A 13,072-nucleotide genomic window follows, 5' to 3' on the forward strand; every position below is an offset into this window, starting at 1 on the left:
TTATTCGCCCCATTGTCATTCTGAGCACAGCGAAGAACGTGTAAATTAGTTTACACCAGAAATCAATAAAGCGTAAAGTCTACAACATGCTTTGGACGTTGCCTCCGGCCCGCGCTATCCTTTTATACTGCGCAGGCATTAGCCACAAGCCGGTATCCACTTCTATCGCTAACTCAAACTCATTTGTCATTTCTAAGCGCATTGTCATGCTGATGCACTCGAAGCATAAGCGTAAAATCATCGCCAATATAGCGTTAACCAATATCTCTCTACCATGTTATTGCGAGAACGAAGCATCGCGAACTTTATAACTATGAAAGACAATGTCGGACGTAATCCCAATAAACCCACTTTTTTAAGGATTAGTAATATTAATCAGCGTATCCTTATTCCCCAAAATATAGGCTTGTTTTAGGTCTTTAGCCGTTACGCCGGCACTGCTAATGAAAAAGCTGTCGAAACTGACATGGCTATAGTGCGCCATTTGATACTTAGCAATTGTATCCAACAATAAATTATGGTTATTTGGATACAGTAAATTCAAATAACCATTATTAATTCCTAGTGAATCTAATATTGTCAATTGGAAGCCATTCTGTCCATAGTCGGAGTGATTTATCAAATGGACCGTAACGTTTATGGCAGGATATGCCTTGTAATTAATAAGGTTATCCGTTCCCTGCGTTACATCTGTTTTCTGGATATTATCCGTATAAATAGAAGGTAGGTAATTATTTACAGTTGATGGAGCAATTGTCAGGTAATAACTATATAGCCTCTCCGGATTAAACTTAAAGTCATAACTGCCGTCTGCATTAGTGTTAAAATAATGCGGGTCGTAAGTATAATTACCCACCCTCATAGGCAAATTACCAATTGGCTTGCCTGTAATGCCATCCGTTACTATACCATGTATTTCGGTTGCAGGCCCCGGTGTATTGCAATTGGCGTTCATAGAACAGCAAATAAAAAATGCCGCTACTGTTGAAATGATGAATTTTACGCGATTGATGTTCAGGTTCATATACTGTAAATATAATAGTAATGGTAGTATTTTAGTTACCATATTCTCTAAATTCTAAAATCATGAAAATTCTGATTAGATTTAGCCAGTTTTAATATCCTCATTCATGAAAAATAAGTCATTACAAGGCATGCTGGCGGGCCTTTGTTTGTGCAGCGCTGTGTTACCCAATAATACATTAGCTCAAACTAAAACCCAATACACCAGTCTCGAAAACGCTTTATCTTCCAGCCGCATGCTTCGCGGTAAATCCGGTCCGCAAAATGTGGATTGGATAAATGGCGGTAACCAATACTCCTTCGCAAGTAAGGATGGGATCAGCTCGATGGATCCGGCTACGCTAAAGGAAAGCGTGATATTCAGCAACGCCGACCTGAAATACCCGGGCACCGACAAGCCATTTGAGTACACTAAATTCGACTGGACGCACGATTTTAAACACCTGGTTTTCCAAAATAACTTTCGAAGGAAATACCGCCGTTCAGGGGTATCTGATTATTATATCTACGATATCCAGAGCAAGCAATTAAAAGTTGCCGCCAAGGATGCCCGCTCTGCTGAATTATCTCCGGATGGTTCGATGGTAGGCATTGAGCGCGACGGCAATATGTTTGTTTATAACTTTGCTACCGCGCAGGAGAAGCAACTGACTAGCGACGTAACCAGTGAAAACGGCATATTTAACGGCCATGGCGACTGGGTTTACGAAGAAGAATTGGAAGTGTCGCAAGCATGGAACTGGTCGCCTGATAATAAATACATTGCTTTTTGGCAATTTGACGAAAGCAAGGTGCCGGATTTCCAAATGACCAATTACGAGGGCCAGCATCCAAATAATATCCATATCAATATCCCACAGGTTGGCGATCCAAACCCATCGGTAAAAATCGGTGTGATCGATGTGAATTCAGGAAAAAAAGTATGGTTAAGCCCTGATGAAACCGGTGATTTCTACATTCCGCGGATATACTGGACAAGCGACCCGGATATATTAGCCATGGTTACCCTTAACCGTGCGCAAAACGATATGAAACTGTACTTCTTCAACGTAAAAACCGGTGAACACCACGTGGTTTTGGAAGAGAAGAACAGCACTTGGGTAGCGATATCTAATTTTTATACCAACGTAAATGATATGCTGTATTTCCCGGAGAAATCAAAGGATTTCTTCTGGGTGTCTGACCGTTCAGGTTATTACCACATCTACCGTTACAATTACGATGGCAAACTGGTTAACCAGGTTACCAAAGGCGATTGGGATGTGATCAAAGTTACTGGTATCAACCCGGATACTAAAACTATCTACTATTTATCAGCAGAAGCTTCGCCGCTACAGCAGCAATTTTACTCCGTTAAATATGATGGCGGTAAGAAAACCAAGCTGTCGCTGGAGCCGGGTTTCCATGATATAGACATGTCGCCTAACACCAAATACTACATCGACAAATACAGCAACATCACCACCCCAACACATGTTGACCTTTGCGATGACAAGGGTAAGATCCTGAAAACGCTGGAAGATAATAAAGCGGTTAGTGATTTTGTGAGCACGCATTTCTACGCGCCGCAGGAACTATTCCACTTTAAAACCCGCGATGGCGTTGAACTGGATGGCTCGATCATTAAACCGGAGAACTTCGATCCAAACAAAAAATACCCATTGGTAATGGCCGTTTACGGCGGACCTGAATCTCATGGTGTATTCAACAGCTTCTCAGGCGATGCCTGGGCACAGTGGCTGGCGCAGAATGGCTACGTAGTGGTTAATGTAAACAACCGCGGCAATGCCAATTATGGCAGCGCCTTTTTAAAGGAAGTTTATAAACAATTAGGTAAATTTGAAAGCGAGGATTTTGCCGAAACTGCCCATTACCTGGAAGGTCTTTCATATATCGATAGTACAAAAACGGCTATTATGGGTGGCAGCTATGGTGGTTATATTACAACTTACACCTTACTTACCCATCCCGGCGTGTTTAAAGTGGGCATAGCCAACTCCCCGGTAACCGACTGGCGTTTGTATGATGATATTTACACCGAGCGCTACATGGGTACTTTAGATGATAACCTGGAAGGCTACAAAGCAAGCTCAAATGTGGTTAAAGCCGGCGGGTTAAAAGATCACCTGTTGCTGATCCACTCTATGAGCGACGACAACGTACACCCTGCCAATACCATGCAGTTGCTAACCGCGCTTACTAATGCCGGTAAAGATGCCGACCTGCGCATTTATCCTCCGGGAGCACACGGCGCAGCTTACAACATTCAAAGCCGTTTGCTGATCGAGAATTTAAGCTTTGATTATTTGGAGAAATACCTGAAGGGCAATAATAACCTGCCTAATTTGAATGACAGGAAGTAAGAATTGAACTACATATTAAATCCCCGATTTGCTTTGTGCTGATCGGGGATTTTTTGTTTAATATTATTGAGTTAGGGTGTCATGCTGATCGTAGTCGAAGCATGACAGCCCTCCTTCACGCTTCGTGAATAAGCTACTTCTGCACCGAACTTAAAACCAAATACCCAACCAATTCTTCCCAGCGCGCCGCCGGCGGGTGGTAATAAACCAATAGCTGATACTTGTTTTCGGTTTCAAAATAACTGCCCTCCAAGGTGATGTAATCAGGTTTTTTGGTTGCTTTATCAACCCAAACATATTGGTAATCATAAACCCCCTGCTTTAAGAAGAGGTGGGTAAAGAATTTGCCTTTACTGTCATAGTCCAGTTTGCTGCGGTCGTCCAGTTTCCAATCATTAAACTTGCCTGCAATATACAATGAGCCATTTGCAGGGGTTTTGCCGGGTGATTCAAAACTGAAGAACATATGAGCGTAATCGGCGTCGATAGTAGGGTTGGTGCCAGCATCCTGGTTCAGGATGTAGTATTCGCCATCGTTATCATACAAAAAAGTATAGTTAGGCAAATTGCGGCTATGGTCAGTTTCCATAACTACCGAGTTCGCGGTGTCTCTATAAATATGCGAAACACCGGCCGAGTTTAGCTTTAAACTTCGTGTATCAAAATGACTGAACTCGTTGCCACCGGGAAAATCGTTAGTGGTTAGATCGCCGTAATCTAATTCATTGCCTCGGATATATTGCGGTTGTGTGGTGAATGAGCCTGTTTCATCGCGCTGGTTTTGCATTACCCAAATGCGCAGGTCCAGGTTAGGGTTTTGTACCTTTAATGAGCCATAGTTAACTTTGAAGTTGATCTTTTGATTAGTCGCCCGTTTGTCCTGGTCGCTTGAGGTTACCACCTCGCCGGTGATTGACACTTTACTATTCAATACATACAATTTGCGGGTGAGGATCATTTTGGTAGGGTCATCATCTTCATAAACCTTTAAAATATAGTTTCCTGATATTTTGGGTTTGATATATTCATTGGGAAACTTAACAGAGTAATGCGTGAATTTTTGAAAGGTAGCGGATGAGTAGGCATAGTCAAGGATCTTATCTTCGGTAAAATTTTGCAGGTAATCGGTGGTGGAGAGGTTGGACGAGTTCCAGTCGCCATCGCAATGCTCAATGGTGTAGTAAAAATAATGCTGCCCGCCACGCAGATCATCAAATGCCAGCTCAACCTGCTCGCCGGAATTTAGATTGATGATAGGGAAGGAGGGTTCTTTTTTGGTATTATAAAATTCAACCGTTTTAATGTTGGGGTTAAAAACGTTGTTATCGTAAGGCGTTTGGGCTACGCTTTTTACAGCGATTAACACCAATAATAAAGTGAGGAATTTGTTTATCATGAAATAAAAAATGCTTCTTCGTTTATATCTCAAAGATATACACAAAGAAGCATTGCGGGAGAAGGTAATACAGATATTACGCTTCCAATTCCATTATCTGCTCGACCAAAGCCTCCCAGCGTTGTTGTACTGCGCCTAATTCCAGCTTTTTAGCATCGTACTGGCGGGTAACTTCTTTTGACTTATTCGAATCGCTGTAAAGCTTCTCATCGGCAAGCTGGGCTTCAAATTGCTTCACTTGTTTTTCAAGCTCGGTCATTTGCTCTTCCATCTTAGCCAAATCCTGGTTAAGCTTTTTTAGCTGTTGAAATTTATTGTCAGACTGAGGCTGTTGTTTAGCAGGCTCAGGCTTTTTTTCTTCTTTCTTTTCAACCTTTGGTGCGGCAGCAGGAAGGCCTTTTTGCTCCAGCTTGCGTTTGGCGTTCCATTCCTCGTATTCGGCATAGGTACCCGGGTAAACTTTAACCTTTTGGTTTTCGATATACCAGATCTTGTTCGCTACGTTATCCAGGAAATACCTGTCGTGAGATACCACGATAAATGTACCCTCAAACTGCTGCAAAGCCTGTATCAAAATATTAACCGAAGCAATATCCAGGTGATTCGTAGGCTCATCCAGTACTAAAAAATTAGCATCCGCGGTTAACGCTTTTGCCAACGCCACGCGCGATTTCTCACCACCCGATAACACTTTAATCTTTTTAAATACATCGTCACCTGTAAACAGGAACGAACCTAATATCGACCTAAGTTCAGTCTCGGTATGTTTAGGTGCGAAGGCCTGAAGCTCCTGTAATATCTGGCTCTCTAAATGCAGCGATTCCAATTGGTGCTGTGCAAAGAATGTTTGGGTTACGTTGTGGCCAATCTCTTTTTTGCCTTCAAAATCATTATCAGCATTGGCAACAATACGCAAAAGGGTAGATTTACCCTTACCGTTGGCACCGATCAAAGCGATCTTGTCACCTTTTTCAATAATGGCTTCGGCATTATCCAAAATATCAATAGCCGGATATTTCTTGGTCACATTTTCCAAAGTCACCAGGTTTCTGCCTGATTGTTTTGAGAAACGGAAGCTGAAATTTACTGATGGGTTATCATCATCCACATCGTCCACACGCTCCAGTTTATCCAATGCCTTAATACGCGACTGCGCCATTTTAGCCTTAGATGCCTTGGCGCGGAAACGCTCAATTAAACGCTCTTCCTGTTTGATCTTAGATTGCTGATTCTTAAATTCACCGCGCTGAATTTCCTCACGCTGCGCTTTTTCCTCTAAATAAAAAGAATAGTTACCCGCGTAAACGGTCAGTTTTCCTTTGCGCGATTCAACCGTACGGTTGATCACCTTATCCAAAAACCACCTATCGTGCGATACGATGATCACGGCGCCTTCAAAGGCCTTCAAATAATCCTCTAACCATTGGATAGAAGGTAAGTCAAGGTGATTCGTAGGCTCATCCAGCAGTAAAATATCCGGTGCCTGTAAAAGTATTTTAGCCAGCATCACGCGCATGCGCCATCCACCCGAAAAAGTGCTCAGCTTGCGGTGCGTATCAGCTTCGGTAAAACCTAAACCCGCTAAAATTTCGTGTGCTTTGTATTCAATGTTGTAGCCATCCAGCAATTCAAACTCATGCTGTTTGTCGCTTAGCTTATTTAATAGCTCGTCGCTATAATCAGTTTCCAGTTTTTGCAGTAAGCTTTCAATCTCATCATGCAGTTGATTCTGGCGCTCAAAAGCCTCCATTGCTACATGCAATATGTTTTTGTCGGATGAGTAAGATAGCAAGTCCTGGTTCAAATAACCCATCAGCAGGTCCTTCGCCATGGATATAGTGCCCGATGTAGGCTTGTATTCGCCCACAATAATTTTAAGCAGGGTGGTTTTACCGGTTCCGTTAGCGCCGATCAGGCCTATCTTTTCTCCGGGTTTTATATGCCAGTTTGCTTCATCATATAAGGCTCTTGCACCAATCTCAAACGTAAGGTTATTTATAGCTATCATTTCCGCAAAGGTACGATTTTGAACCGAATTTTGAAAGCTAAAACGTGACGTGGTTGGTTATGGAAATGTAAACAAAGTAGGCAGGTTACCATTGTCTCAACCGGAATTTATTGAGCTAACTAATTTATCTAATAATGCTAATTATTCTGCACATTCTTAAATTTTGTAAATTCAGTTTCAGACAATCCTACTGACAAAACAGTGTCAGTACTTTTCTCAAATCATTTCCCGAAATTTGTATGTATATGTCATCTGCTCTTGCGAAAGAGCAAACAACGTTCTTTGAAATATTACTGCCTGAAGCCTCGCTACCTCAGACTATGAATTATAAATTTGGATCAAATTCCACTATCCATTCAATCCCATACTTATCCCTGAACATCCCGGCATAAGTGCCCCACGGACTATCACCAATCGGCCCTTCAACTTCTCCGCCAGCTGATAAACCGTTAAATACCCTGTCCGCTTCTTCACGACTTTCCGCACTAACAGCTATTTTCGACCTGTTCTCCTGTTCGTTTACTTTGCCCATAAACTCCGGAACATCATTAGCGATTAACACATTTTGTTTGCCAATAGGTAAGGCAATGTACATGATCTTGTTTGCTTCGTTTTCAGGTATCGGGAATTCCTCGCTCGATAGCTCCTTGAAACGCACGATCTTCGTAAACTCGCCGCCAAAAACTGATCTATAAAATGTGAACGCTTCCTCGGCATTGCCGTTAAAATTGATCCAGGGGTTAATTGCTCTCATAATTGTATGTTAATTGGTTATTTATATATGTACAGCGCTTAATTTGGCTAGACGCTAAAATATAAATCTTGCGATGCAATCGCAAACCCACTTTAAGCACTCGTTGCAAACGAGCAAGAGGTAAATTTTCCTAATCTTAAAAGTTAAGTTTTTACACCAAACTCTCCGTCTCAATTTTCTTCTGTAACTCCAAAATCGCACCGATCAAAGCTTCCGGCCGTGGCGGGCAACCCTGCACGTAAACATCAACAGGTATCACCCGGTCAACACCCTTAACCACATGGTAACCATGCTGCCAATAAGGCCCGCCGCAGTTGGAGCACGAACCCATGGAGATCACATATTTAGGCTCAGGCATTTGCTCGTACAAGCGTTTAATGCGTTCCGCCATTTTAAAAGTAACCGTACCTGCAATAATGATCACATCTGAATGCCTTGCCGACGGACGCGGGAAAACACCGAACCTATCTAGATCATAAGTAGAAGCAAACGAACCCATCATCTCAATTGCGCAACACGCAATCCCAAAACTCATCGGCCATAATGATGATAAACGCGCCCAGTTTAACAGGTCGTTCATCTTGGTAATTACCACACCGCCGCTTTCGCTTGTTATATCGTTACTCATTTTCAGGCTTCTTAAAAGTAGGTTTAAACATCGGTTTCCTGATCGGTTGCGGCGTTGCAGGCGCGGTTTCAGCAGTACCGGCAGCAACAGCAGCAGGCTCCAAACTGAATTTCCGAACGGTATAAGTACTCTGTTCTAAATTCAACTGTTCGTATAAAGATGCGGGGATTTTTACATCAGTGGTTGGCTTTATTACGGCTGGCTTTATCCAGTCGAGGTCGCCCTTACACCAAACATACAATAAACCAAGGATCAATATCCCTAAAAAGATAAACATCTCAATTAAGGAGAACAATCCCCATTGTGGCGCTGCCTTAGCAATTTCGTGGCTGCCAAAAACTGTAGCCCAGGGGAAAACAAAAACCATTTCCACTTCGAAAAGCAGGAATACCAGGGCGATCACATAAAAACGCGAATTAAAAGGCAACCATGCACTACCAACTGGTTCTTCACCGCATTCGTATGAAGTTAACTTCTCAGGATTGGGGTTATAAGTAGAGAATAAGCGGTTAGCAGCAAAAATACCGCACACGATAATTATTCCTGTAATTAAAAAGATGAGTATCTTTCCAAATTCTGATATTTGCGCAACATCGCCCATGGCAACAAATTTAATAAAACAAACAGATTTCGACGCTATAATTATTGGCGGTGGCGCATGTGGTTTAATGACCGCAGTTCAAGCCGGATTTTTAGGCAAACGAACATTAATTCTCGAAAAAAACGACCGGGTAGGAGCTAAGATCCTCATCAGCGGCGGCGGGCGATGCAATTACACCAACCTTTATTCCTCGGCACAGCAATTCATTTCTCAAAATGAGCATTTCTGTAAATCAGCCTTCGCGCAGTGGACAGTCGATGATACCATCAGCTTTTTCGAAACCTATGGCATTGAAGGACAGGAGAAAACCTTAGGCCAGTTATTCCCGACCACTAATAAAGCAAAAGATGTGGTTGAAGTTTTTACCGGCTTATGCCGTGATCTGGGCCAGGAGATCAGGTGTGATATCACTGTCAAAAATATTGATAGAAACGAAAATGGCTTTACCGTAACCTTTGAAAAAGGTGAGAAGGATTATCAACTGAAAACCCCCAAAGTAGTCATCGCTTCCGGCGGATTACCCATACAGAAAATAGGCGCAACGGATTTTGGCCTGCGAATGGCGCGAAAATTTGACTTGAATCTTACTGAAACAGCACCTGCTTTAGTGCCCTTAACCATTACCGGGAAAGATCAGCCCTGGTATGAGCAACTCTCCGGCAACAGTATTTTTTGCCGTGTTTGGAATGATCGAATTAGCTTTGAGGAAAATATTTTGTTTACCCACTGGGGCTTAAGCGGCCCGGCTATCCTGCAGATCTCATCCTATTGGCGACCCGGTGAATCCATTTACATCGACCTGTTACCCCACCAGAATATTGCAGAACTCATTCAGCAGGAAAAAGAGATAAACGGTAAAAAGATGTTGCTGGCTTATTTAGCTAATCTCTACACCCGTAAATTTGCTGAGGCCTTAAGTGATAAACTTCCGGTAGAAAAAAATCTCGCATCGCTAACCAAAACGGATATTGAGAATATCAGCACACTAATCCATGAATTTAAGGTGAAACCGGCAGGAGATAAGGGCTACGACAAAGCCGAAGTAATGCGCGGCGGCCTGTCAACCGACGAACTCTCCTCTAAAACCCTCGAAGTTAAAAAAGTTCCCGGCCTGTTTTATGGTGGCGAATGTGTTGATGTAACCGGCTGGCTCGGCGGCTACAATTTTCAATGGGCCTGGGCTTGCGGGTTTGTGATAGCACAGAACTTGTAGAAAGAGTCAGGAATCACCCCAAATTTTGAACTCGAATTTATTGAATTAAAAAATTTACAAAATAAAAAATCATTCTCCCTATTCCGTTCATTCTAAAAATTTGGGTTCAGACAAAAAAGTCAAAAATCAAAAGTGATTAACGTATTGATTCCTGACTCTTAAATCTTGATTGTAAAAATTATTGCTGTGCTCCGTGCGAAGCCTGTGCTTTATAATAGTTATTGATCAGCTTATCAATATTGCGTAAGTTATATTTATTTTGATGGATCTGGTCGACGATTTCCGGTTCATCACCCATAATCTGGCTCATCACATCTATGAAATTAACGGGTGTTAACTGCTTCATTACAGCAGTATTTTCGCCATAATAATAACCTGTTACATAGGAACCACCCAATGGTATGCTGATGCCGCCGCCAAGGCCGAAACCAAAACCGCCGCCACCGCTACCGAAACCGCCGCCTATGCCAACGCCAACATCAGGCTGTACGCCACCGCCACCGCTAACTTTTCCCCTAAACATATACAATTTAGGGTCAGCGTCAACCACAACTTTAACAAAGTCAAGCTCGAATTTCGACCATGGACCCAGTCTCGGCGCAACCGCTACAATAAAGCTATCGCGGCCCATCGTAAATGAGCTTAGTTCGCTCGCGCTGATCTTTACAGGGTTTGCCTTGTCGTTGGGTTTGTATTGTATAAATGCTTCGTCGGGAACAACAGGCCTGCCTGACATTTTCATGGAAACCAAGCCGGTAAATTTGTTATTTTTAACATCGTAATAGCTGCCTGATACCCAGGTTTGTGCTTTTGATTTTCCAAAAACAAATAACAGGCAAAGGATTAATAAGCAGATTTTTGGGGTTTTGAACATAATAGTAGGTAAACGTAGTATTTATTGCAAAATTACTTTAGGCAAAAATAAGTTTTTATTCACTTTATTAGTACTTGTTTCAACTTCTTTACAAGCGCATTATTTCCACACAACAAAAATAATTAGTTTTGAGTTTTTAACAGACCATTTTAATATATGCAATTAACCGTCGACCTGCGCAGCGATACCGTAACCAAGCCAACCCCCGGCATGCTGGATGCCATGATAAATGCCAAAATTGGCGATGATGTTTTCGGCGAAGATGAAACCGTGAACGAGCTGGAAGAAAAAACAGCTAAAATATTCGGTATGGAAGCCGGCATATTTTGTCCTTCGGGAACCATGACTAACCAGATCGCCATTAAATGCTTTACACATCCATTGGATGAATTGATAGCAGACCAAACCGCGCATATTTACCGTTACGAGGGTGGGGGAATTGCTTTTAATTCGGCGGTATCAACCCGTTTGCTTAATGGTTACCGTGGTATCATCACGGCTGAAATGATCGAGCCGGAAATTAACGCCGAGAACATACATTTCCCGCGCACTACTCTTGTGGCGCTTGAAAATACAGTGAATAAAGGCGGCGGCAGCTGCTATACTTTAGCTCAAATAAAACCAATTGCTGATCTGTGCCGCGATAAGGGTTTGAAACTGCATTTAGATGGCGCGAGGATTTTTAACGCACTTGCCCATACAGGTGATAAGCCAGTTGATTACGGTAAATATTTTAACGGGATCTCGGTTTGTTTGTCTAAGGGTTTAGGCGCGCCGGTGGGATCTGTTTTTTTGGCAGATAAGGAGACGATTAAATATGCTCGCCGCATCCGTAAGGTTTTTGGCGGCGGTATGCGCCAGGCTGGCTTTTTAGCTGCCGCGGGAATTTACGCGCTTGATCGTCATGTTGATCGTTTAAAAATTGATCATGCGCACGCACAAATACTAAGCGAAACACTAAGCAACTGCTCCTGGATAAGCGGCGTTTTACCGGCCGAAACTAATTTGGTTTTGTTTGATACCGTTGAACCTGCTATTGTGGTTTTAGAAAAACTGGCTGCAAAGGGTATAAAAGCAATGAGTACTGATAAGCATCGTATTCGCTTTGTGTTACATTTGGATGTGCACCCGGAGCAGATAGAGTATACGGTTAAGGTGTTGAAGAGTTTATAATTGACCTTTCATTCGATCAGAGGTAAAAATCTTCTTCAATATGAAAAGCGAATATGCCTAGACAAGAAGATTTCTCCTATCGTCGAAATGACACCATAAAAGAAAAGCCCTGCGTATGCAAGGCTTTTCTTTTATAAAAAAATTATTATCCTAAATATGATTTCAAAATCTTACTTCTCGAAGTATGGCGTAAACGCTGTAATGCTTTGTCCTTTATCTGCCTTACACGCTCGCGGGTAAGGTTGAATTTCTCGCCGATCTCTTCTAATGATAGTGGGTGGTTATTCCCCAAACCGAAGAATAGCACTACGATCTCGCGTTCACGCTCGGTAAGGGTTGAGAGGGAACGTTTGATCTCTTCAGATAAAGATTCATTGATCAGGATCGAATCAGTATTCGGTTCCTGATTTTCCAGTACATCTAACAGTGTATTTTCTTCACCCTGCACAAACGGCGCATCCATAGATACATGGCGGCCTGAATTACTTAAGGTATCAGATATTTTGTCGACCGTGGTTTCCAATATGTCGGCCAGCTCTTCGGGCGATGGCTCTCGCTCGTATTCCTGCTCTAATTTAGAGAAAGCCTTGCTTATTTTACTTAATGAGCCTACCTGGTTCAACGGTAAACGCACAATACGTGATTGCTCGGCAATGGCCTGCAAGATCGACTGGCGGATCCACCAAACGGCATAGGATATGAATTTGAAACCTTTAGTTTCGTCAAAACGTTTTGCGGCTTTTATTAAACCTAGGTTACCTTCGTTTATAAGGTCGCCAAGGGTTAAACCTTGGTTTTGATATTGTTTAGCTACCGATACAACAAAGCGCAGGTTGGTTTTAGTTAATCGCTCAAGGGCGGCCTGGTCGCCTTCCCTTATTTTTTGTGCTAATATTACTTCTTCTTCGGCTGTTATCAGGTCAACTTTTCCAATTTCGTGGAGATACTTATCAAGTGATTGAGATTCACGATTGGTTATGGATTGGGTTATTTTGAGTTGTCTCATCTATGTAAAACCTCGATTCTAAACTTTTTTTTG

General features: G+C 42.4%; 12 protein-coding genes. 3 read left to right on the forward strand and 9 right to left on the reverse strand.

Going from position 1 to position 13,072, the window contains the following annotated elements; translation table 11 throughout:
- Positions 1-79 precede the first annotated feature (79 nt).
- Positions 80-241, reverse strand: a complete 162-nt coding sequence (locus ACYZ0U_RS09325; RefSeq protein ID WP_461451816.1) for a hypothetical protein — start codon at positions 239-241, stop codon at positions 80-82.
- A gap of 114 nt (positions 242-355) precedes the next feature.
- Positions 356-1,024, reverse strand: coding sequence for a hypothetical protein (locus ACYZ0U_RS09330; protein WP_461451817.1), 669 nt, complete (start codon positions 1,022-1,024; stop codon positions 356-358).
- 106 nt (positions 1,025-1,130) lie between these two features.
- Here ACYZ0U_RS09330 and ACYZ0U_RS09335 point away from each other — a divergent pair, with 106 nt between their 5' ends.
- Positions 1,131-3,386: a S9 family peptidase gene (locus tag ACYZ0U_RS09335; RefSeq protein WP_461451818.1), complete on the forward strand. Its 2,256-nt coding sequence runs from the start codon at positions 1,131-1,133 to the stop codon at positions 3,384-3,386.
- Positions 3,387-3,519: 133 nt separating this feature from the next.
- Here ACYZ0U_RS09335 and ACYZ0U_RS09340 read toward each other — a convergent pair whose 3' ends face one another.
- The 5 genes from ACYZ0U_RS09340 to ACYZ0U_RS09360 all read right to left on the reverse strand — a co-directional run bounded on the left by ACYZ0U_RS09340 (position 3,520) and on the right by ACYZ0U_RS09360 (position 8,773).
- Entirely contained in the window at positions 3,520-4,782 is a 1,263-nt protein-coding gene (locus ACYZ0U_RS09340) for a type IX secretion system plug protein (protein WP_461451819.1), read from the reverse strand.
- A gap of 76 nt (positions 4,783-4,858) precedes the next feature.
- The gene (locus tag ACYZ0U_RS09345) at positions 4,859-6,790 is read right to left on the reverse strand and encodes an ABC-F family ATP-binding cassette domain-containing protein (RefSeq protein WP_461451820.1); all 1,932 of its coding nucleotides are present in this window, start codon (positions 6,788-6,790) and stop codon (positions 4,859-4,861) included.
- Positions 6,791-7,115: 325 nt separating this feature from the next.
- Positions 7,116-7,544, reverse strand: a complete 429-nt coding sequence (locus tag ACYZ0U_RS09350) for a VOC family protein (protein ID WP_461451821.1) — start codon at positions 7,542-7,544, stop codon at positions 7,116-7,118.
- 151 nt (positions 7,545-7,695) lie between these two features.
- Positions 7,696-8,172, reverse strand: a complete 477-nt coding sequence (locus ACYZ0U_RS09355) for an NADH-quinone oxidoreductase subunit B (RefSeq protein WP_461451822.1) — start codon at positions 8,170-8,172, stop codon at positions 7,696-7,698.
- A complete protein-coding gene (locus ACYZ0U_RS09360) occupies positions 8,165-8,773 on the reverse strand; it encodes an NADH-quinone oxidoreductase subunit A (RefSeq protein ID WP_461451823.1) in 609 nt (202 codons plus the stop codon). Before ACYZ0U_RS09360 ends, ACYZ0U_RS09355 begins: the two co-directional genes overlap by 8 nt.
- Between ACYZ0U_RS09360 and ACYZ0U_RS09365 the strand changes: the two genes are divergently transcribed.
- Positions 8,772-9,986 carry a BaiN/RdsA family NAD(P)/FAD-dependent oxidoreductase gene (locus ACYZ0U_RS09365; RefSeq protein WP_461451824.1) on the forward strand — a complete coding sequence of 405 codons (1,215 nt, stop codon included), beginning with the start codon at positions 8,772-8,774 and terminating at the stop codon, positions 9,984-9,986. The two genes, ACYZ0U_RS09360 and ACYZ0U_RS09365, sit on opposite strands and share 2 nt — an antisense overlap.
- 178 nt (positions 9,987-10,164) lie before the next feature.
- Here the strand turns inward: ACYZ0U_RS09365 and ACYZ0U_RS09370 are convergent, their stop codons facing one another.
- Positions 10,165-10,860 carry a hypothetical protein gene (locus tag ACYZ0U_RS09370; protein ID WP_461451825.1) on the reverse strand — a complete coding sequence of 232 codons (696 nt, stop codon included), beginning with the start codon at positions 10,858-10,860 and terminating at the stop codon, positions 10,165-10,167.
- A 156-nt stretch (positions 10,861-11,016) separates the two neighbouring features.
- Between ACYZ0U_RS09370 and ACYZ0U_RS09375 the strand changes: the two genes are divergently transcribed.
- Positions 11,017-12,033 (forward strand): threonine aldolase family protein, encoded by a 1,017-nt coding sequence (locus ACYZ0U_RS09375; RefSeq protein ID WP_461451826.1) that lies wholly within the window; start codon positions 11,017-11,019, stop codon positions 12,031-12,033.
- Positions 12,034-12,178: 145 nt separating this feature from the next.
- Here the strand turns inward: ACYZ0U_RS09375 and ACYZ0U_RS09380 are convergent, their stop codons facing one another.
- On the reverse strand, positions 12,179-13,039 hold the full coding sequence (locus tag ACYZ0U_RS09380; RefSeq protein WP_461451827.1) for a sigma-70 family RNA polymerase sigma factor: 861 nt from the start codon (positions 13,037-13,039) through the stop codon (positions 12,179-12,181).
- Positions 13,040-13,072 lie beyond the last annotated feature (33 nt).

The sequence above is a fragment of the Mucilaginibacter sp. genome (genome assembly GCF_965225845.1).
Lineage (GTDB): Bacteria > Bacteroidota > Bacteroidia > Sphingobacteriales > Sphingobacteriaceae > Mucilaginibacter.

Coding starts and splice junctions, on each gene's coding strand:
- ACYZ0U_RS09325 (WP_461451816.1), bottom strand. CDS start 241: ATGATTTTACGCTTATGCTTCGAGTGCATCAGCATGACAATGCGCTTA.
- ACYZ0U_RS09330 (WP_461451817.1), bottom strand. CDS start 1,024: ATGAACCTGAACATCAATCGCGTAAAATTCATCATTTCAACAGTAGCG.
- ACYZ0U_RS09335 (WP_461451818.1), top strand. CDS start 1,131: ATGAAAAATAAGTCATTACAAGGCATGCTGGCGGGCCTTTGTTTGTGC.
- ACYZ0U_RS09340 (WP_461451819.1), bottom strand. CDS start 4,782: ATGATAAACAAATTCCTCACTTTATTATTGGTGTTAATCGCTGTAAAA.
- ACYZ0U_RS09345 (WP_461451820.1), bottom strand. CDS start 6,790: ATGATAGCTATAAATAACCTTACGTTTGAGATTGGTGCAAGAGCCTTA.
- ACYZ0U_RS09350 (WP_461451821.1), bottom strand. CDS start 7,544: ATGAGAGCAATTAACCCCTGGATCAATTTTAACGGCAATGCCGAGGAA.
- ACYZ0U_RS09355 (WP_461451822.1), bottom strand. CDS start 8,172: ATGAGTAACGATATAACAAGCGAAAGCGGCGGTGTGGTAATTACCAAG.
- ACYZ0U_RS09365 (WP_461451824.1), top strand. CDS start 8,772: ATGGCAACAAATTTAATAAAACAAACAGATTTCGACGCTATAATTATT.
- ACYZ0U_RS09360 (WP_461451823.1), bottom strand. CDS start 8,773: ATGGGCGATGTTGCGCAAATATCAGAATTTGGAAAGATACTCATCTTT.
- ACYZ0U_RS09370 (WP_461451825.1), bottom strand. CDS start 10,860: ATGTTCAAAACCCCAAAAATCTGCTTATTAATCCTTTGCCTGTTATTT.
- ACYZ0U_RS09375 (WP_461451826.1), top strand. CDS start 11,017: ATGCAATTAACCGTCGACCTGCGCAGCGATACCGTAACCAAGCCAACC.
- ACYZ0U_RS09380 (WP_461451827.1), bottom strand. CDS start 13,039: ATGAGACAACTCAAAATAACCCAATCCATAACCAATCGTGAATCTCAA.